The organism is Nonomuraea insulae (assembly GCF_042656245.1).
Map to the genome: position 1 here is coordinate 54,694 of NZ_JBHSPA010000026.1, position 17,032 is coordinate 71,725.

General features: G+C 71.2%; 18 protein-coding genes and 1 pseudogene. 12 read left to right on the forward strand and 7 right to left on the reverse strand.

Features of this window, described 5'->3' with window-relative positions:
* Window positions 1-835 (reverse strand): alpha/beta fold hydrolase (locus ACFPZ3_RS22230; RefSeq protein WP_379516112.1); only part of this gene is annotated, 835 nt, incomplete at its 3' end.
* Window positions 836-893: 58 nt separating this feature from the next.
* Here ACFPZ3_RS22230 and ACFPZ3_RS22235 point away from each other — a divergent pair.
* Entirely contained in the window at window positions 894-1,613 is a 720-nt protein-coding gene (locus ACFPZ3_RS22235) for a type 1 glutamine amidotransferase (RefSeq protein ID WP_379516113.1), read from the forward strand.
* Between the two features lie 21 nt (window positions 1,614-1,634).
* On the opposite strand, the gene ACFPZ3_RS22240 is transcribed toward ACFPZ3_RS22235, so the two are convergent.
* Entirely contained in the window at window positions 1,635-2,198 is a 564-nt protein-coding gene (locus ACFPZ3_RS22240; protein WP_379516114.1) for an HXXEE domain-containing protein, read from the reverse strand.
* 255 nt (window positions 2,199-2,453) lie between these two features.
* On the opposite strand from ACFPZ3_RS22240, the gene ACFPZ3_RS22245 reads away from it, so the two are divergent.
* Window positions 2,454-5,375 (forward strand): bifunctional [glutamine synthetase] adenylyltransferase/[glutamine synthetase]-adenylyl-L-tyrosine phosphorylase, encoded by a 2,922-nt coding sequence (locus ACFPZ3_RS22245; RefSeq protein WP_379516115.1) that lies wholly within the window; start codon window positions 2,454-2,456, stop codon window positions 5,373-5,375.
* Between the two features lie 36 nt (window positions 5,376-5,411).
* Window positions 5,412-6,431 (forward strand): hypothetical protein, encoded by a 1,020-nt coding sequence (locus ACFPZ3_RS22250; RefSeq protein WP_379516116.1) that lies wholly within the window; start codon window positions 5,412-5,414, stop codon window positions 6,429-6,431.
* Here the strand turns inward: ACFPZ3_RS22250 and ACFPZ3_RS22255 are convergent.
* Window positions 6,415-7,764: an aminotransferase-like domain-containing protein gene (locus ACFPZ3_RS22255; protein ID WP_379516117.1), complete on the reverse strand. Its 1,350-nt coding sequence runs from the start codon at window positions 7,762-7,764 to the stop codon at window positions 6,415-6,417. The two genes, ACFPZ3_RS22250 and ACFPZ3_RS22255, sit on opposite strands and share 17 nt — an antisense overlap.
* 154 nt (window positions 7,765-7,918) lie before the next feature.
* Between ACFPZ3_RS22255 and ACFPZ3_RS22260 the strand changes: the two genes are divergently transcribed.
* The 7 genes from ACFPZ3_RS22260 to ACFPZ3_RS22290 are packed head-to-tail and all read left to right on the forward strand — an operon-like array spanning window position 7,919 to window position 13,495.
* Window positions 7,919-8,812: a substrate-binding domain-containing protein gene (locus ACFPZ3_RS22260; RefSeq protein WP_379516118.1), complete on the forward strand. Its 894-nt coding sequence runs from the start codon at window positions 7,919-7,921 to the stop codon at window positions 8,810-8,812.
* The gene (locus tag ACFPZ3_RS22265) at window positions 8,809-9,609 is read left to right on the forward strand and encodes a deaminated glutathione amidase (protein ID WP_379516119.1); all 801 of its coding nucleotides are present in this window, start codon (window positions 8,809-8,811) and stop codon (window positions 9,607-9,609) included. The genes ACFPZ3_RS22260 and ACFPZ3_RS22265 overlap by 4 nt, the downstream gene beginning before the upstream one ends.
* Complete coding sequence (locus ACFPZ3_RS22270) at window positions 9,602-10,525, forward strand: ABC transporter substrate-binding protein (protein ID WP_379516120.1); 924 nt, start codon at window positions 9,602-9,604, stop codon at window positions 10,523-10,525. Before ACFPZ3_RS22265 ends, ACFPZ3_RS22270 begins: the two co-directional genes overlap by 8 nt.
* Window positions 10,522-11,433 carry an amino acid ABC transporter permease gene (locus tag ACFPZ3_RS22275; protein ID WP_379516121.1) on the forward strand — a complete coding sequence of 304 codons (912 nt, stop codon included), beginning with the start codon at window positions 10,522-10,524 and terminating at the stop codon, window positions 11,431-11,433. The genes ACFPZ3_RS22270 and ACFPZ3_RS22275 overlap by 4 nt, the downstream gene beginning before the upstream one ends.
* On the forward strand, window positions 11,430-12,194 hold the full coding sequence (locus tag ACFPZ3_RS22280) for an amino acid ABC transporter ATP-binding protein (RefSeq protein ID WP_379516122.1): 765 nt from the start codon (window positions 11,430-11,432) through the stop codon (window positions 12,192-12,194). The genes ACFPZ3_RS22275 and ACFPZ3_RS22280 overlap by 4 nt, the downstream gene beginning before the upstream one ends.
* 22 nt (window positions 12,195-12,216) lie before the next feature.
* Window positions 12,217-12,747 (forward strand): GNAT family N-acetyltransferase, encoded by a 531-nt coding sequence (locus ACFPZ3_RS22285; protein WP_379516123.1) that lies wholly within the window; start codon window positions 12,217-12,219, stop codon window positions 12,745-12,747.
* Window positions 12,748-12,793: 46 nt separating this feature from the next.
* A complete protein-coding gene (locus ACFPZ3_RS22290) occupies window positions 12,794-13,495 on the forward strand; it encodes a B3/B4 domain-containing protein (protein WP_379516124.1) in 702 nt (233 codons plus the stop codon).
* Between the two features lie 71 nt (window positions 13,496-13,566).
* On the opposite strand, the gene ACFPZ3_RS22295 is transcribed toward ACFPZ3_RS22290, so the two are convergent.
* A complete protein-coding gene (locus tag ACFPZ3_RS22295) occupies window positions 13,567-14,124 on the reverse strand; it encodes an EF-hand domain-containing protein (protein ID WP_379516125.1) in 558 nt (185 codons plus the stop codon).
* A 41-nt stretch (window positions 14,125-14,165) separates the two neighbouring features.
* Window positions 14,166-14,339, reverse strand: coding sequence for a SigE family RNA polymerase sigma factor (locus ACFPZ3_RS22300; protein WP_379516126.1), 174 nt, complete (start codon window positions 14,337-14,339; stop codon window positions 14,166-14,168).
* An 83-nt stretch (window positions 14,340-14,422) separates the two neighbouring features.
* Between ACFPZ3_RS22300 and ACFPZ3_RS22305 the strand changes: the two genes are divergently transcribed.
* Complete coding sequence (locus ACFPZ3_RS22305; RefSeq protein WP_379516127.1) at window positions 14,423-15,313, forward strand: hypothetical protein; 891 nt, start codon at window positions 14,423-14,425, stop codon at window positions 15,311-15,313.
* 180 nt (window positions 15,314-15,493) lie between these two features.
* On the opposite strand, the pseudogene ACFPZ3_RS70310 reads toward ACFPZ3_RS22305, so the two are convergent.
* Window positions 15,494-15,814: pseudogene (locus ACFPZ3_RS70310) on the reverse strand (IS701 family transposase); the annotation flags it as partial.
* 91 nt (window positions 15,815-15,905) lie between these two features.
* Here ACFPZ3_RS70310 and ACFPZ3_RS22310 point away from each other — a divergent pair.
* The gene (locus ACFPZ3_RS22310; protein WP_379516128.1) at window positions 15,906-16,241 is read left to right on the forward strand and encodes a hypothetical protein; all 336 of its coding nucleotides are present in this window, start codon (window positions 15,906-15,908) and stop codon (window positions 16,239-16,241) included.
* A 506-nt stretch (window positions 16,242-16,747) separates the two neighbouring features.
* On the opposite strand, the gene ACFPZ3_RS22315 is transcribed toward ACFPZ3_RS22310, so the two are convergent.
* Window positions 16,748-17,032, reverse strand: a 285-nt coding sequence (locus ACFPZ3_RS22315; protein WP_379516129.1) for a hypothetical protein, incomplete at its 5' end; no start/stop codon positions are given.

Sequence of the window (17,032 nt, forward strand, 5' to 3'; positions counted from 1 at the left end):
TCACGACGGCGTCCGCGCAGCGCTCGTCGAAGAGGATCGTGTAGTGGTTGCAGTCCGGCACCACCTCGTCCCGCAGCCCCGGCAACCGGGCGGCCCAGGGCAGGGCCAGGTCGTCGGGCAGCATCCCCGTCTCCTGATTGAGCAGGCCGCGCGGGGCCCTGAGCAGGAACAGCGGCGCGGTGATCGCCTCCAGCGCGGCGGAGATCGGCTCGGTCTCCAGGGGCAGCCACCGCCCGTCCGCCAGCGCCGCCTCCCCGACGACCCGCGACCGCAACGCGCCCTCGGGTCCGGTCAGGTCATAACGTACGTACGCCTCCACGTCGGCGTTCCAGTGGCCCTCGAAGGCCGGATGCGCCTTGAAGAAGGCGACGTACGCCTCGGGGGAGGGGTAGGTCTGGCGCAGCCGTGCCAGCGCCGGGCCCAGCATGGCCTCCAGGGTCGCCTCCGCGTCCATCCCCTCGGGCGGTGGCAGCGGGAGCCCGCCGTCCACCAGCACGACCCTGGCGAAGTCGCGCCGCGCCGCCGCCAGGACTGCCACGTAGGCGCCCATCGAATGCCCCGTCAGCACCGCGTCCTCACCCGCCCCGACGTGCTCGGCCACGCGCAGCACGTCGTCGGCGTGCCTCGGGAGCCCGTACGGGCCGGGCAGGGAGGCGCTGTGGCCCCGTCCGCGCAGGTCCATGGCCACCAGCGACCAGTCGTCCGGCAGTCGCCGCGCCACCGTGCCCCAGGCCATCAGGGAGGCGGTGATCCCGTGGACCGCGATGATCGTGCGGGGTCCCGTGCCGAAGGTGGCGATCCGCAGGCCGTCTACCTCATCGAATTCGACGCTCATGAGCGGAGCTTAGGCGGGGTGGAAATAGGGGTCACGATTTGCCCGGATAATTACTGACATGCGGATTACCGTCATCGAACACGAGGCCGAGGCCGGGCTCGGGTACCTCGCCGGGTGGCTGGGCCTGTCCTGCGAGGTCGTGCGGCCGTACCTGGGGGAGGAGATCCCTTCGCGGGCGGCGGACGGACTGATCGTCCTCGGCGGCGCGGCGGCGGCCTGGGAGGACGGGCGCAGCCCCTGGCAGCCCGCCACCCGCGACCTGCTGCGCCGCGCCGTGGACGACGCCACGCCCACGCTGGCCATCTGCCTGGGGGCGCAACTGCTCACCCTGGCCTGCGGCGGAACGGTGGAACGCGGCGCGAACGGCCTGGAGATCGGCGCCCGCGACGTGCTCGCCCTCCCCGCCGCCGCCACCGACCGGCTCCTGTCGGGCACCGACCGGTGCCCGGCCGGCTCCGGCCGGCCGTCCTCGGGGAATGGCCGGGCCGTGGCCGTCCAGTACCACCAGGACGCGATCACGCGGCTGCCCGACGGGGCGGTGCCGCTGATGACCGGCGCCCAGTACCCGAACCAGGCCTACCGCCTCGGGGAGGCCGCCTGGGCCGTCCAGTTCCACCCGGAGGCCACACCGGAGATCTTCGCCTCCTGGACGGCTGACTCGGGCCTGGACACGGCCGAGGAACTCAACGCCGGCGTCAAGGCCGCCGAGCAAGCGCTGGTGACAACCTGGCGCCCGGTCGCGCAGGCGTTCGCCGACGTGGTGAGAACGAGCACCTGACGGGGTGCGCGAAGGCTGGTGCTAGCGGTGCTTGGGGGAGGGTCGGCGCTCGCGCCGCTTGACGATCGCGTGCGCCAGCGCGTGCACGCCCGCCAGGACCAGCGGGAGCGCCACCAGATGAGCCTGCCCTGACCGCGCCGGCACGCCCGCCTTCCGCAACCGCCGCCACGCCCACACCGAGTACGGGATCACGACGACGGGCGCGGTCACCACGCCGGGCGTGTACCCCCGTGCCAGCGCCGCCTGCGCCAGATGCACCACCCCGTGCGCCCCGAACCCGGCCAGCGCCGCCTGGAACACCGCGCTCCGCCCGCCCGTACGCGCCCCCGCAACCGCGGCCCCCGCCATCACCCCGCCCATGAGCCCGATGGCCACGTTGACGTGCGCCTGCGACACCTCCAGCCGCTCCCACGGCACCCCGGGGAAACGCTCCTCCAGCCGGGGCCGCGCCGCACGTACCCACCGAGCCATGGTCGCCAGTTCCTCGGCGTCGTGCACCGCCCAGGCGGCCAGCAGCCCCCACGCCACCCCCGCGGGAACCCGCCCCGTCTCCCCGCGCATGCCGCGCGCCGCAACCGCCGCCACCGCGCGAGGACCCACCGCGCGAGGACCCACCGCGCGAGGACCCACCGCGCGAGGACCCACCGCGCGAGGACCCACCGCGCGAGGACCCACCGCGCGAGGACCCACCGCGCGAGGACCCGCCCGGCGGGAGCGCGCCCCGCCTTCGTCCAAAGAGCCCGTCACCAGACCTCCACCTTCCCGATGGATCGCAAAACGCAACGCAACGTTGCGTTTTCATGTTACGGCGATTCGTGAGAGAGCTGTCAAGATGGAGGGGTGCCCAGGATCGAATCCACCGCCGCACGGCTCGCCAAGCTCGGCTTCGCCGACGGCGCCAGGGCCGCCCAGCTCGTCCGACAGTCGGAAGCCGACCTGGACGACGTCCTGGAGTCCCTGGTGGACGCGGCAGACCCCGACCTGGCCCTGATCTCGCTGACCCGGCTGATCGAGCGCGAACCGGCCGTCCTCGACACCCTCCGCCGCGACGAGCTGCTCAGATCCAGGCTCCTGGCCGTGCTGGGCGTCAGCGCCGCTCTCGGCGAGCACCTCGTACGCCACCCTGACCAGGTCGCCCTCCTGGCGGAGGAGAGCCTCGGCGACCCCAGAGCCGAGCTGCTGCGCGCCGTCGGCGCGGAACCGGACGAGAGCGAGCCCAGGGGCGCCGCCGACGCGCTGACGGCGCTGCGGGTGGCGTACCGGGGCAGGCTGACGCACCTGGCCGCGCGCGACCTCACCGGCCAGGCCACCCTCCAGAAGGTCACCTCCGAGCTGTCCGACCTGGCCGGCGCCGCCCTGGAGGCCGCGCTCGCCATCGCCCGCACCGAGGTGGGGGCCGACGATGTCCGGCTGGCGGTCATCGGCATGGGCAAGTGCGGCGCCAGGGAGCTCAACTACATCAGCGACGTGGACGTGATCTTCGTCGCGGAGCCGCGGGAGGGCGCCGACGAGGCCAAGGCGCTGCGCGCGGCCACCCGGCTGGCCCAGGCCATGATGCGGGCCTGCACCGCGACCACCCCCGAGGGCTCGTTGTGGGAGGTGGACGCCGGGCTGCGCCCCGAGGGCCGCTCCGGGCCGCTGGTGCGCACGCTGGCCAGCCACCTCGCCTACTACCACCGCTGGGCCAAGACGTGGGAGTTCCAGGCGCTGCTCAAGGCCAGGCCCGTGGCAGGCGACCTGGAGCTGGGCGCCGCCTACGTCGAGGCGGTCAACGAGATGGTGTGGGCGGCGGCCACCCGCGAGCACTTCGTCGAGGACGTGCAGGCCATGCGCCGCCGCGTCGAGTCGCACGTGCGCGCCGAGGGCGAGCGGCAGCTCAAGCTGGGCCCTGGCGGGCTGCGTGACATCGAGTTCGCGGTGCAACTGCTGCAGCTCGTGCACGGCAGGCTCGACCCGCTGCTGCGCCGCAGGGCGACGCTCCCGGCGCTGGGCGCGCTGTCCAGGGGCGGATACGTGGGCCGCGACGACTCGCGGGGCCTGGCGGAGGCTTACACGTTCCTGCGCCGGGTCGAGCACCTGCTCCAGCTGCACCGGTTGCGGCGCACCCACATCGTGCCCACCGACGAGGCCGATCTGCGCAGGCTGGGGCGGGCTCTGGGCATGCAGGCCGACCCGGTGGGGGAGTTCACGGCTCGGTGGCGGCGGCACGCGATGGAGGCGCGGCGGCTGCACGAGAAGCTGTTCTACCGGCCGCTGCTGCAGGCCGTGGCGCGGCTGCCGGAGTCGGAGGCGCGGCTGTCGACCACGGCCGCCGCCGCCCGGCTGGAGGCGCTGGGCTACGTCGATCCCACGGGCGCGCTGCGTCATCTCGCCAGCCTCGCGACCGGGGTGTCCAGGCGCGCCGCGATCCAGCGCACGCTGCTGCCCGTCATGCTCGGCTGGTTCGCCGACACGCCCGACCCGGACGCGGCTCTGCTGGGATTCCGGCAGGTCAGCGACAAGCTGGGCAGCACGCCGTGGTATCTGCGGCTGCTGCGCGACGAGACCGCCGTGGCCGCCAGGATGGCGCGGGTGCTCGGCACCAGCCGCTACGCCACCGGCCTGCTCATGCACGCACCAGACGCGGTCGCGATGCTGGGCTCGGACGCCGAGCTGGCCGTGCGCACGCCGGAGTCGCTGCTCGGCGAGGCGTCCGCCGCCGTCTCCAGGCACGCGGGCGACCCGGAGACCGCCGTCGCGGCCGTACGCGCGCTGCGGCGCAGGGAGCTGTTCCGCACGGCCGTGGCGGACATCTCCGGCCTGATCGACATCGAGACCGTCGGCACCGCGTTGTCGCGGCTCACAGACGTGACGTTGCAGGCCGCCCTCGACGCCGCGCTCGCCAAGGCGCGGGGCGTCACCTCCTTCGCGGTCATCGCCATGGGCCGGCTCGGCGGCATGGAGTGCTCATACGCCAGCGACGCCGACGTCATGTTCGTGCACTCGCCGCTGCCGGGCGTCGAGGAGCGCGAGGCCACCGACGCCGCGTTCGCCGTGGCCAACGAGCTGCGCAGGCTGCTGTCGCTGCCCGCCCCCGACCCGCCCCTGATCATCGACCCCGACCTGCGCCCCGAGGGCCGCCAGGGGCCCCTCGTGCGCACGCTGGCCTCCTACCGCGCCTATTACGGGCGCTGGTCGTCGCCGTGGGAGTCGCAGGCGCTGCTGCGGGCCAGGTTCTCGGCCGGCGACGCCGCGCTCGGGGCGGCGTTCACGTCCATGATCGACGAGCTGCGTTATCCCCGGGACGGCCTGCCCGACGACGCGGTCAGGGAGATCAGGCGGCTCAAGGCCCGCATGGAGGCCGAGCGGCTGCCGCGCGGCGCCGACCCCGCCCTGCACACCAAGCTCGGGCCGGGAGGGCTGTCCGACGTGGAGTGGGTGGCGCAACTGCTGCAGCTCCGCCACGCCGGCACGCTGCCGTCCCTGCGCACCCCCCGTACACTGCAGGCGCTGCGCGCGGCCGTGACCGAGGGGCTGCTGAGCACGGCCGACGAGGTGGTGCTGGCCGAGGCCTGGCGCTTCGCCTCCCGCATCAGAGACGCGATCATGCTGGTGAAGGGCCGGCCGGGTGACAGCGTGCCGCGCGACTCGGGCGAGCGCAAGCTGCTCGCCCAGACCCTCGGCTACCCGCCGGACGGCTCCGAGGACTTCCTCGACGACTACCGCCGGGTGACGCGGCGGGCCCGCAAGGTGGTGGACCGCGTCTTCTACGGCGCTTCATGATTGCGCCGCTACGCCCCGTGGGTGTATCAATGCCGCGTGTTATCCGTATACGTGGATCTGGCCCTGGGCCTGGTGGTGGCGTTCCTGCTGCTGTCGCTGCTGGTGAGCGGGCTCAACGAGGCAGCCGTACGCGTGCTCGCCATCCGCAGCAAGTTCCTGTGGGCCTACCTCAGGGACACCATGGACGGCGCCGACAAGAAGACCGGCTCCTGGCTGCCCGCCAGCGTGCTCGGCGTGTTCAGGGTGCTGCCGTTCCTGCGCGACCCCCGTCCCCGGCACAGTGAGCTGCCCTCGCCTTCCAAGCCCGGCGAGGTGCCAGAGACGAGGACCGGCGACTCGATGATCAAGCTGCTGTACGAGCGGGTCAGGGAGATCGACCACGGCAAGCGGGGCAGGACGAGCATCGCCAACATCCCGCCCGCGCGGTTCTCGGTCGCGGTGATGGAGCTGGCGTCGGCGGAGAACGACGTCCCGCAGTTCCTGGCCAAGCTCCAGAAGATCGACAGCCCCCTGTACGGCCACCTCAAGGGCGTGTGGGAGAGCGCGCAGGGCGACCTCGACCGGTTCAGGCAGGGCGTGGAGAGCTGGTTCGACGGCGAGATGCAGCGGCTGTCCATGTTGTACAAGCGCTACGTCAAGTGGGTCGTGGCCGTGCTCGGCATCGCGGTGACGCTGCTGTTCTCGATGGACGGCTTCGAGTACGCCAAGACGTTGCTGCGCGACAACGCCTACCGCGCCTCGGTGACGGCCGTGTCGGGGCCGGAGGCCTATGACGCGCTCCAGCAACAGTGCACAGGCGGCGATCCTGTGCCGTGCGTGACCGAGGTGCTCAGCCAGCCGGCCCTGGTCAGGATGATGGGCCAGGCGATGGTCAGCGTGTCGATCCCGGCCGAGGGCGACCCGGGCTTCGAGTGGAACGGCGGCGCGTGGTGGGGGCGGGTCAGCACGCCGAGCCACTGGCCGGGCTTCCTGCTGACGTACGTGGCGCTGCTGTTCGGGGCGCCGTTCTGGTGGGACGTGTTCCGCCGCATCACCGGGATCAAGTCGAAGCGCTGAGCCGCCGGCCCGCCGCCAGCGCGATCACGTCGGCCAGCGCGGACAACTCCTCCGGGTCGTCGGTGAGCCGGGCCGTGGCCAGCCGCAGGTGGTGGTGGGGCACGGGGTCGATCACGTAGCGGCTGCCCGGGGCGACGGAGATGCCGTGGGCGGCCAGCGTGACCAGGGCGGCCGCCTCGTCGCGTACCGGGACCCAGAGCGCCAGGCCGTCCCTGCCGCCGGTACGCACCCCGCGCGTGGCCAGTTCGGCGGCCAGGCGCGCGCGGCGGTCCGCGTAGACCTGCCTGGCGTGCGCGACGCCCTCGCGCACGGCGGCGTCGCCGAGCAGGTGGGCCAGGGCGTCCTGCAGGATCCTGCTGGTCCAGCCGGTGCCGAAGCTGCGCAGCACGCGTACCCGCTCGACCGCGTCCGCCGCCCCGCCGATGACCGCGATGCGCAGGTCGGGGCCGTGTGACTTGGAGTACGACCGCACCAGCACCGTACGGTCGGGAAAGCGCGCCCCCATGCTCACCATCGGTGAGACCGACAACTCGCCGATCCCGTCGTCCTCGACGATGAGCGTCTTGGCCGGCTCCAGCAGGTCCGCCAGCTCCGTGGAGCGCTCGGGCGTGACCGCGTGGCCGCAGGGGGACTGGCCGCGCGGCTGGTAGACGAACGCCACGGGCCTGGCCCGCAGCGCCTCGGCCAGCGAGCCGGGGAGGGGGCCGTCCTCGTCGCAGGCGACCGGGATGAGCTGGACGCCGATCGTCTCCAGGATGTCCAGCAGCCGCGCCCCCGTGGGCTCCTCGATCGCGATCCTGTCGCCCGGCAGGGCCGTGGTCTGGCAGAGGAGCTGGACGCCCTCGTACCCGCCGCCGACCGCGAGCCAGCTCCGCGCGGGGAAGGGCCAGGACGGCTCCACGGCGGCGCGCAGGCGGGGCGTGATCGTCTCGCGGGCGTAGTCGTTCAGCCCTTCGGCCCGGGAGGCGGCGATCAGCGCGGACTCCAGCGGGGGCAGCAGGGCCGTGTCGGGGGAGGCGATGGTCAGGTCGATCGCCAGGCGGTCGCCCCAGTGGCCGAGGCGTTCATACCGGATGGGGCGCGGCACGTTGGGCGGGCCGAGCACCACCGTGCCCCGGCGGCGGTCGGTTTTGATCATGCCGTGCTTGCGCAGCTCGGCCCATGCCTCCGCGACCGTTCCCGAGCTGACGCCGAGCTCCCTGGCCAGGCCGCGCACGGTCGGCAGACGCGTCTGCGCGGTCACCGTTCCCTGCCTGATCAGGTCGGTCAGGGCGGCGGCGATACCGCGCGCGCTCGGATCCGCGATGCGCTGCGCCAGCCAAGCCGCGTCCACTTTGCCCCCTATAAAACTTTGTTCAGCAACAAAGATCGTCTTGTGTTGCTTGTCTCCCTGAACATAAGGTTTCTGACAATTAACGGCAAATAGATACCGTTTGGGGGGTTTTGTGGCGAATCTTCGCCTTGCTGTGCGGGATTGGGACCATCTTGTGCCGATCGTGACGGGGGTCGTGCGGCCCGAGGGGTTCCAGCTCGAGATCGACTCCAGGGCGGTCACGCCCGACGTGCTCAAGGAGCCCGGCGTCGACGGTGGTGAGACCTCCTTCAGCCGGTACGTGCTGGGACGGGCCGCCGGTGATGACCGGCTGGTCGGGTTGCCCGTGTTCGTAATGCGGGGGTTCCGGCACCGGTGCGTGCTCGTGCGCCGGGACAGTGAGCTGAGCTCGCTGGAGGAGCTCAAGGGGGCCCGCATCGGGCTCACCGGGTGGCCGGACTCCGGCAACACCTGGACCAGGGCGCTGTTGCGCGACGCCGGGGTGGACATCACGGGCATCACCTGGACGGTCGGGCCGCTGGTGGCCGGGGAGACGGGCAAGGACCGGGTCGGGCCCGTGCCGTTCCCCGACAACGTCTCGCTGACCGATGACGGCCTGGCCGAGGGGCTCGCGGACGGCCGGTACGACGCGATCATGACGCCGTTCATGCCGGAGGAGTTCTTCACCCCGGACAGTCGTTTCCGCCACCTGCTGCCCGACCACCGCGCCGCCGAGCTGGACTACTACCGGCAGACCGGCTTCGTGCCCGGCATCCACCTGGTCACGCTCAAGCGCGAGAGCGTCGAGCGCCACCCGTGGCTGCCGCAGGCCGTGACGGAGCTCTTCGACCGCTCCAAGCGGCACTGGCTGGCCCGCCGGCGGCTGCTCACCGACACCACGCCCTGGCTGCTCGACGACCTGACCGCGACGGCCAGGACGTTCGGGCAGGACTGGATGCCGTACGGCACCGAACCCAACGCCCCCATGGTCGCGGCCTTCTGCGAGGAGCTGCACGCCCAGGGAATCTCGAACCGCCGCATCGCCGCCGAGGAGGTCTTCGCCGCATGAGAATCGCCGTAGGACAGTTCGCGTCAGCCGAGAACTGGACCGACAACCTCAAGACCTGCCAGGAGCTCATCGACAGCGCCGTGGCCGGGCAGGCCGACCTGCTGGTCCTGCCCGAGGGAGCGCTCTCGCTGTTCGTGGACGAGCCCACCCGCATCCGCGAGGCCGCCCAGCCGCTGGACGGGCCGTTCGTCACCGGCCTGGTCGAGCGCACGCGCGGCTCCGAGACCACCGTGATCGCCGGCGTGCACGTGCCCGCGGGCGACGGCCGGGTCTCCAACGTGCTGGTGGCCGCCCGGGGCGGGGAGATCGTCGCCACCTACACGAAGCTGCACCTGTACGACGCCTTCGGACGGCGCGAGTCCGACAACGTCGTCCCCGGCACGAACGCGCCCGTCGTGATCGACGTCGCCGGCTGGCGGGTCGGCCTCATGACCTGCTACGACGTACGCTTCCCCGAGATGGCCAGACTCCTGGCCGACCAGGGCGCCCAGGTGATCGCGCTGCCCGCCGCCTGGGTGCGCGGCCCGGCCAAGGAATGGCACTGGGAGGTCATGGTGACCGCCCGCGCCCTGGAGAACACCTGCTACGTGGCCGCCTCCGGCGAGTGCGGCCGCCGCAACATCGGGGCCAGCATGGTCGTCGACCCGCTCGGCATCACCCGGGCCCGCCTGGGCGACGCGCCCGGGCTGCTGTGGGCCGACGCCTCGGCGGACGAGCTGGAGAGCGCCCGCCGTACCCTGCCCGTCCTCGAGAACCGGCGCTTCGCCGTGGACCCGCGATTGGAACCACATGCCTAAATACGCGACAGCAGCCCTGCTCGGCGCGGCCCTCGTGCTGGCCGGCTGCGGAGCCAACCCGGAAGAGGCCGAGGGGGTGCTGAACTCCCAGCAGCCAGGGGAGAGCGCCGCCGCCCAGACCAAGGACCAGGCCCTGCACGACCGGCTGCCCGACAAGGTCAAGCAGGCCGGCAAGCTCATCTCGGTCAACAACGGCTCGTTCCCTCCCTACGAGATCGCCGGAGCCGACGGCAGATCGCTGACCGGCGCCGCGGCCGACATGTCGGAGGCGCTCGGCCAGGTGCTCGGCGTCAAGATCGAGCACGTCACCGTGGACGGCCTGCCCAGTTCGCTGACGGGCATCGCCTCCGGGCGCTACGACTTCGCCATCGGGCCCGTCGGCGACTTCACCGACCGGCAGAAGGCCAACGACTTCGTGGACTGGGTCAAGGAGTACGTGGTCTTCGCGGTGCCGAAGGGCAACCCGGACAAGATCGGCTCCGTCGCCGACACGTGCGGGCTGAAGATCTCGGTCATGGCCGGCGGCTCCGCCGAGGCGGTGATCAAGGGCCAGTCCCAGACGTGCGTCAAGGAGGGCAAGGCGAAGATCGACGTCCAGTCGTACAAGGACCAGCCGACCTCCGTGCTGGCGGTCAGCTCCGGGCGGGCGAACGCGTTCTTCTCCTCCCAGGCGCCGCTCACGTACTTCGTGGGCCAGGCCGGCGGCAAGCTCGAACTGGCCGGCAAGGGCCAGGCCAACGGGTTCGACGACCTCTTCCAGGGGGCCGTCGTGGGCAAGGACTCGCCGCTGCGTGACGTGCTCAAGGACGGGTTCCAGAAGCTCATCGAGAACGGCACCTACGACAAGATCATGGCCAAGTGGGGCACGTCCGACAACAAGCTGGACCAGGTCGGCGTGAACCTGGCGAAATCATGACCGAACCGCCCGAGATCGACGTCGCGGGGGCCGCGCGCACCCGCCATCCGCTGCGCTGGGTCGCCTCCATCATCCTGCTCGTGCTGGCCGCCCAGCTCGTCAGCCTGCTGGTCACCAACCCCAACTTCCAGTGGGACGTCGTCGGCCGGTACGTCAACGCCCAGCTCATCGGCCAGGGCATCTTCACCACGCTGCTCCTGACCGTGATCGCCATGGCCGTCGGCGTGATCCTGGGGGTGCTGCTGGCCATCGGGCGGCTGTCGGAGAACCCGGTGGCGCGCGGCGCCTGCGGGCTCTACGTCTGGTTCTTCCGTGGCACGCCGGTGCTGGTGCAGCTCGTGCTCTGGTACAACCTGTCGTACCTGCTGCCGGAGATCTCCTTCGGCATCCCGTTCGGCCCCGAGTTCCTCACCGCCGACACCAACGTGCTCATCACCCCGCTGCTCGCGGCCATCCTCGGCCTCGGGCTGAACGAGGGCGCGTACATGGCGGAGATCATCCGCGGTGGCCTGATGTCGGTGGACCCCGGCCAGAGCGAGGCCGCCGCCGCGCTCGGCATGAGCGACGCCCGCACCTTCCGCAGGATCGTGCTGCCCCAGGCGATGCGCTTCATCATCCCGCCCACCGGCAGCCAGGTCATCAGCATGCTGAAGGCCACCTCGCTGGTCAGCGTCATCGCGCTGGCCGACCTGCTGTACACCGTGCAGTCCATCTACAACCGCACGTTCCAGACCATCCCGCTGCTGATCGTCGCCTGCGTCTGGTACTTGGTGATCACGTCCATCCTGTACGTCGGCCAGTCGTTCATCGAGCGCCACTACGCCCGTGGGGCCACCAGGAACGCCCCGCAGGGCTTCTGGGCGTTCGCGGCCTTCCGCCGGCGTACCTCCCCGGAGGTGACCTCATGAGCGTCCCCATGGTGCACGCCCGCGCCGTACGCAAGCACTTCGGGCACCTCGAAGTCCTCAAGGGCATCGACCTGGACGTGAAGGCCGGCGAGGTCGTGGTCATCCTCGGCCCGTCAGGGTCGGGCAAGTCCACGTTCCTGCGCTGCGTGAACCACCTGGAGACCATCGACGGCGGCGCCATCCACGTGGACGGCGAGCTGATCGGGTTCCAGGCGTCCGGCGGCAAGGTCAGGCACCTGCACAAGAAGGACATCACCCGCCAGCGCAGGGAGATCGGCATGGTCTTCCAGCAGTTCAACCTCTTCCCGCACATGACCGTGCTGCAGAACGTCATCGAGGCGCCCGTCGGCGTCCGCGGTGAGCCGCGCGCCCAGGCCAGGGAACGCGCGCACGCGCTCCTGCGCCGCGTCGGCCTGGAGGAGAAGGCGGGCAGCTACCCCCGCCAGCTCTCCGGCGGCCAGCAGCAGCGCGTCGCGATCGCGCGGGCGCTGGCCATGCGGCCCAAGCTCATGCTGTTCGACGAGCCGACCAGCGCCCTCGACCCCGAACTCGTCGGCGAGGTGCTGGCCACCATGAAGGGCCTGGCCGAGGACGGGCTCACCATGATCGTGGTGACGCACGAGATCGGGTTCGCGCGTGAGGTGGCCGACCGGGTGGTGTTCATGGACGCCGGCGTGGTCGTCGAGTCGGGCGTGCCCGCCGAGGTCCTGGACAACCCGAGCAGCCCGCGTACGAAGGCGTTCCTCAGCCGAGTGTTGTGAACCCCGCCACTATGTTGGCCGGATGGACACAGAGCGGTTGATCATGCGCCGGTGGCGCGACGCGGACCGGGCCCCCTTCGCCGAGATGAACGCCGACCCCGAGGTGATGCGACACTTCCCCAGCCTGATGACCCGCGAGGAGAGCGACTCCTTCGCGGACCGGATCGAGCAGCAGTTCGACTCCCTCGGCTACGGGTTGTGGGCGCTGGAGGAGCGGGAGAGCGGGCGGTTCATCGGGTTCACGGGGCTGGCGCTGCAGACGTTCGACGCGCCGTTCCTGCCGGCGGTGGAGATCGGGTGGCGGCTGGCGCAGCCGGCGTGGGGCCACGGGTACGCGACCGAGGCGGCCAGGCGGGCCGTCCGGTACGCGTTCGAGGAGGCCGGGCTCGACGCGATCATCTCCATGACGGCCGTGCGGAACACGCGGTCGCGGGCCGTCATGGAGCGGCTCGGCATGACGCGCGACCCGGCCGAGGACTTCGACCACCCCAGGGTGCCCCGGGACAGCCCCATTCTCCGCCACGTCCTCTACCGCCTCAAGCGCACGCTATAGGCTTCCAGAGCAGCAGATTCCCAGGCCGTCTCGCGGAGTGAAGCCCATGCATTTCCAGCATTCCAGCGACATCTGGCGAGATTTCCCCCAGCTCGTCCCCGCAGTCATCTACGCCGAGGGCATCACCGCGGACGTCACCCCGGACGCCCGGATCGCCGCCTACGCCGGCCGCGCCACCGCCAGACTGGCGACCGCCTCGGAGGGCGAGCTCCCGGAGATCCAAGCCTGGCGCCGCACGTTCTCCGCGATGGGCCTCAAACCGACCCAGTACAGATGCGCCTCGGAGTCCCTGCTCCGCCGCTTCCGCAAGGAAGGCGCCCTCCCGCGCCTCCACCCCCTGATCGACCTGTGCAACGCGATCTCCATCGCCTACGCCATCCCGATCGCGGTCTTCGACGTCTCCAGGATCATGCAGTTCGTGGAGGTCAGGTACGCCACCGGCGAAGAAACGTACCTCACCTTCTCCGGCGAGACAGAACACCCGCCGGCCCAGGAAGTGATCTTCGCCGACGCCGAGGGCCGCGCGCACGCCCGCCGCTGGACCAACCGCCAGAGCGGCCTTTCAGCCGTCCAGGCCACCACGGCGAACGTCCTGATCGTCGCCGAGGCCCTGCACGACACGGCGGCCGAGGACATCGGGTCCCTCGTGACCACGCTCACCGACGACCTGAACACCCTCTGGCCGGTCACCCCGAAGCACACGATCCTGACCCCGGCCTCCCCGCGCTTCGACTTCACGGGGGAGTGACCGCAGGGCGGCCGCTTCTCCCGGCGCGCCTCACACTCGTGGGTCGCGTGGGGAAGCGGCCGGGCAATCGGTCAGGACGACGGCGCGCCGCCCAGCATCCAGGTGCCAGGGTCGCCGGGATCGTTGCTGGTGAAGATCGCGCGGATGCCCCCGAAGAACTCCTGCTGGGAGATCGAGCCGTCACCGTCGATGTCGAGCCGGGTGAAGGCATCCTCCCCGATCTTGCCGTCGAGGTTCAGGGCCGTGTAGAACCGGACGTACTCCGGGCGGGAGATGGTCCCGTCGCCGTCGGTGTCGGCCGCGTCGAACAGCGGGCCGGCCAGGGCGAGGACCACCCGGGCAAGGTCCTCGCCGGTGTCCGCGGCCCGGGTGCCAGCCGTGGCCAGGTATTCCTCGGAGCTCACCGAGCCGTCCTGGTCGACGTCGGCGCCGGCGCGCAGGTGCTCCCACCAGGCGGCGAAGCCCTGCTGGACGGACTGGTGGGAGGCGGAGGAAGGATCAGGCGCCAGGGCGGCGCACATCTGGTCGGCGCGCGTGATGAAATCAGCGGCACTCAGGCGCCCGTCGCCGGTGGTGTCCAGCGCCGCGAAGACTAGGGCGAGGTTGGTTTCGGTCAGCGGCATGGACATGCGACGGCCTCCGGTCGGGCGAGCTGGCTTCACTTCGAACCCTACTCATGGTAATGAGAAAGTAACTCTGAGTAAATGGCTCGCAACGTCTCCGGTGGGCTGTGCTCGCGGATGATGCTGAGGATCGCCCGGCGGCGGGCGCGGCCGATGGCGGAGTTGATCATGACGCGCCGCAGGTAGGGTTCGAGGTTGTCGCGGCAGGCACGGGTGCCCATACCGCGCAGAGTATTTCGCGGGCAACCCTTCGAGCGGCCCAGGCGTATGGATGGTCGTGACTTCTCATCGATGGAGCAACCTGATGGCTTTCCCGACCGCGCCGGCCCGCCGGCTGACCGTTCTCGGCGTCGCCGCGGCCGTGGGCGCGACCGTCCTGAGCGCGCCGCCGGCCCTCGCGGCCGCTCCTCCCGAGGGGGCCTACTGGCACACCAGGACGATGTCGACGTCCACCCATCCCCGGCGATTCGGCACCAAGGCGCACCCCTATTCGCTGGTCCAGCAGGAGATCAAGGAACAGTGGAGCGCCCCTGACGGCAGGGCCTGGCTCGGATACCGCGAGCTGGCGACGCTGCCGGGGACCGCTGCCGACAAGAAGGCGTGGCGGCGCGACGGCTCTCCTTCCACGTGGAGCGAGTCGATCGACGGTAAGACCGTGAAGCTGTCCGCTCACCCCGCCAAGGGCAGCGTGGGCCCAAGGCCGAATGAACCGAGCCAGTTCTGGTTCGCGCAGCAGTGGCTGACGTACGACGAGGTCCAGCGCCTGCCTGCAGACCCGGGCCGGCTGAAGGACTGGCTCACCAAGGCGGGCCAGGCCAGCCGGGAGAGCGACCTCCCCGGCTGGCTCCGGTACACCCTGCCCGCGCTGCTGTACGACGTCCCCGCCCCGAAGGAGGTCCGCGCCGCGGCCTACCAGGCCCTGCTGAGGCTGCCGGGCGTCCGCGCCGGAGGCGCCGCGAAGGACAGCCTGGGCAGGTCGGGCGCCGCCGTCGTGATCGACAGGTCGAGCGGGAAGGGGAAGGAGGCGACCGTGGTCAGGGAGAGGCTGACCGTCGACACCGACAGGATGGTGCTGCTGTCACGGGACCAGAGGGCCACGCTCGACGGCAAGGCGTTCCCGGAGATGTCCATCGACGAGACGCTGATCCAGGTCGGCTGGACCGACTCCCCGCCTGCCGTACCGGCTCTGCCCTGACGCGCCGCGACCGGCGCGTATCCACCTGGAAGTCCGGCGACAAGAAGATCGGATCCCCGGCCCGGACAACCGTCCCACCCCCTGGGGGTCCCGGTGGTAATCGCGGAATTCCCACGAAGTTCGGCACTGTGCCTGGTGAGGCCGTTTCGAGATTCTTGGTCGAGCTGGATATGCGGCCGTCAGGCGGGCTCGGTGACGGAACCAGCGGGCGCATGCTTGATGGCCGCGTCGCCAGGCTGACCAGTGAGCAGCCTGTTCCAGGGGCGGCTGGTGACGGCGTTGAACAGGCGCCGGATCTCTGCGACCGTCAGCGGAACGAGGCCGGGTTCCTCGGGCGGTGCTTCGTCGGGGCGGGTGGCTTGAGTGTCGGTGCCGGGCTGCGGCGGCGGTGACCGCGCAGACGGCCATGACCAGCACGGGGTGGCGTATGAGCGCCTGGTGGAGGCGGACCTGGGACTCGTCCAGGCCGAACAGGTCCTTGCCGACCTGCAAGCTTTCCTCCGGCTCAGGCTGGAACAGGGCGACAGGCGGTGGCGGCGCGTTGTGAACTGTCCTGGACCGATCTCCGGCAGCAAGGGAAGGCTTCGTTTCGATGATCGAACATGTGAGGCGGATCGCCGCCGCCGCAGCCGTCACCGCCGTCGCAGCGGTGGCCGGGCTCGCCCTGACCGCAGGCCCCGCCGCCGGCGACGAGCACTGGCCCAGGGGCGGTGGGGTGGCCCCGATGGGTGACGACCCCTGGCCCAGGGGCAGTGGGGTGGCTCCGATGGGCGAGGACCCTTGGCCCAGGGGTGGTGGGGCGGCCCCTGCGAGCAACGAACTCTGGCCCAAGGGCAGCGGGGTAGCCCCGATGGGTGAGGAGCCCTGGCCTAGGGGCGGTGGGGTGGCTCCGATGGGCGACGACTTCTGGCCCAAGGGCACCGGGTAGCCAGCGGGCCTGGGTGGGTGTGGGAACGCTCCTGAGCCGTCTCCCTCTTTCGGGGGAGGGCGGCTGGTGGGCGTTCCTGCGTGCGCCCCCGCTCCAGGGCAAGCCCCGCGCGCTGGCGGCTTCCAGCAGGGCGCAGCTTGGTGTGCTCTGGCACCCGCCCACATGGGAGCCTTCAGGAGAGGGGAAGCATCGCGGGTCCTTACTGTGATGGAGGACGGCCGAGCAGAGCAGCTGTGGGACGACGTGCGATTCTCCGCTGTCCAACTGTCGGCGCTCCGGACCGGGCCTTGCCGGTTCGCGGGTGCTGCGGGTCCATCGCGGGGGCATGGGCGGCTCTCACTGAGCGTGAGCAGGTTCGTCTCAGTGTCGAGCACGGAGCCGGCGTCGGCGTTGCGGGTGTTTAGGTTGATCTTGGACGCAGCGTGGTTCCGCAGCGCCAGTACTTCCACGGCCCGCCTCCTCCGGCCGCCAAGTCTGCGGCTTCGCACTGGTCGGTACCCGCATGATCACACGGGCGCGCCTGGTGACAAGGTCAGACGGCGTTCGACGAGGCGAACTTGCGGCGGGTTCGCGATGCGGCGTAGCAAGTCGTAGGTGCGGCCGTCCTGGCCTTGGATGGTGCGGGTGATGTCGAAGACGGGATGCCTTCGCTGATCCTTGGCCTGCTCGCCTCTTTGTCCTTGCAGGGCCGGACATGACGGTCCCACCAGTAGAGAAGGGCCCGGCGCCGATGGTGAAGTCAAGAGGTCGTCGCAACACTGATTGATCAACTGGCTGTCGCCAGGAGCTTG

Excerpts from the sequence above, each read along its gene's own strand:
- ACFPZ3_RS22310 (WP_379516128.1), top strand. The coding sequence starts at position 15,906 with ATGATCGAACATGTGAGGCGGATCGCCGCCGCCGCAGCCGTCACCGCC.
- ACFPZ3_RS22270 (WP_379516120.1), top strand. The coding sequence starts at position 9,602 with ATGCCTAAATACGCGACAGCAGCCCTGCTCGGCGCGGCCCTCGTGCTG.
- ACFPZ3_RS22265 (WP_379516119.1), top strand. The coding sequence starts at position 8,809 with ATGAGAATCGCCGTAGGACAGTTCGCGTCAGCCGAGAACTGGACCGAC.
- ACFPZ3_RS22300 (WP_379516126.1), bottom strand. The coding sequence starts at position 14,339 with ATGGGCACCCGTGCCTGCCGCGACAACCTCGAACCCTACCTGCGGCGC.
- ACFPZ3_RS22275 (WP_379516121.1), top strand. The coding sequence starts at position 10,522 with ATGACCGAACCGCCCGAGATCGACGTCGCGGGGGCCGCGCGCACCCGC.
- ACFPZ3_RS22290 (WP_379516124.1), top strand. The coding sequence starts at position 12,794 with ATGCATTTCCAGCATTCCAGCGACATCTGGCGAGATTTCCCCCAGCTC.
- ACFPZ3_RS22305 (WP_379516127.1), top strand. The coding sequence starts at position 14,423 with ATGGCTTTCCCGACCGCGCCGGCCCGCCGGCTGACCGTTCTCGGCGTC.
- ACFPZ3_RS22280 (WP_379516122.1), top strand. The coding sequence starts at position 11,430 with ATGAGCGTCCCCATGGTGCACGCCCGCGCCGTACGCAAGCACTTCGGG.
- ACFPZ3_RS22285 (WP_379516123.1), top strand. The coding sequence starts at position 12,217 with ATGGACACAGAGCGGTTGATCATGCGCCGGTGGCGCGACGCGGACCGG.
- ACFPZ3_RS22235 (WP_379516113.1), top strand. The coding sequence starts at position 894 with ATGCGGATTACCGTCATCGAACACGAGGCCGAGGCCGGGCTCGGGTAC.
- ACFPZ3_RS22295 (WP_379516125.1), bottom strand. The coding sequence starts at position 14,124 with ATGTCCATGCCGCTGACCGAAACCAACCTCGCCCTAGTCTTCGCGGCG.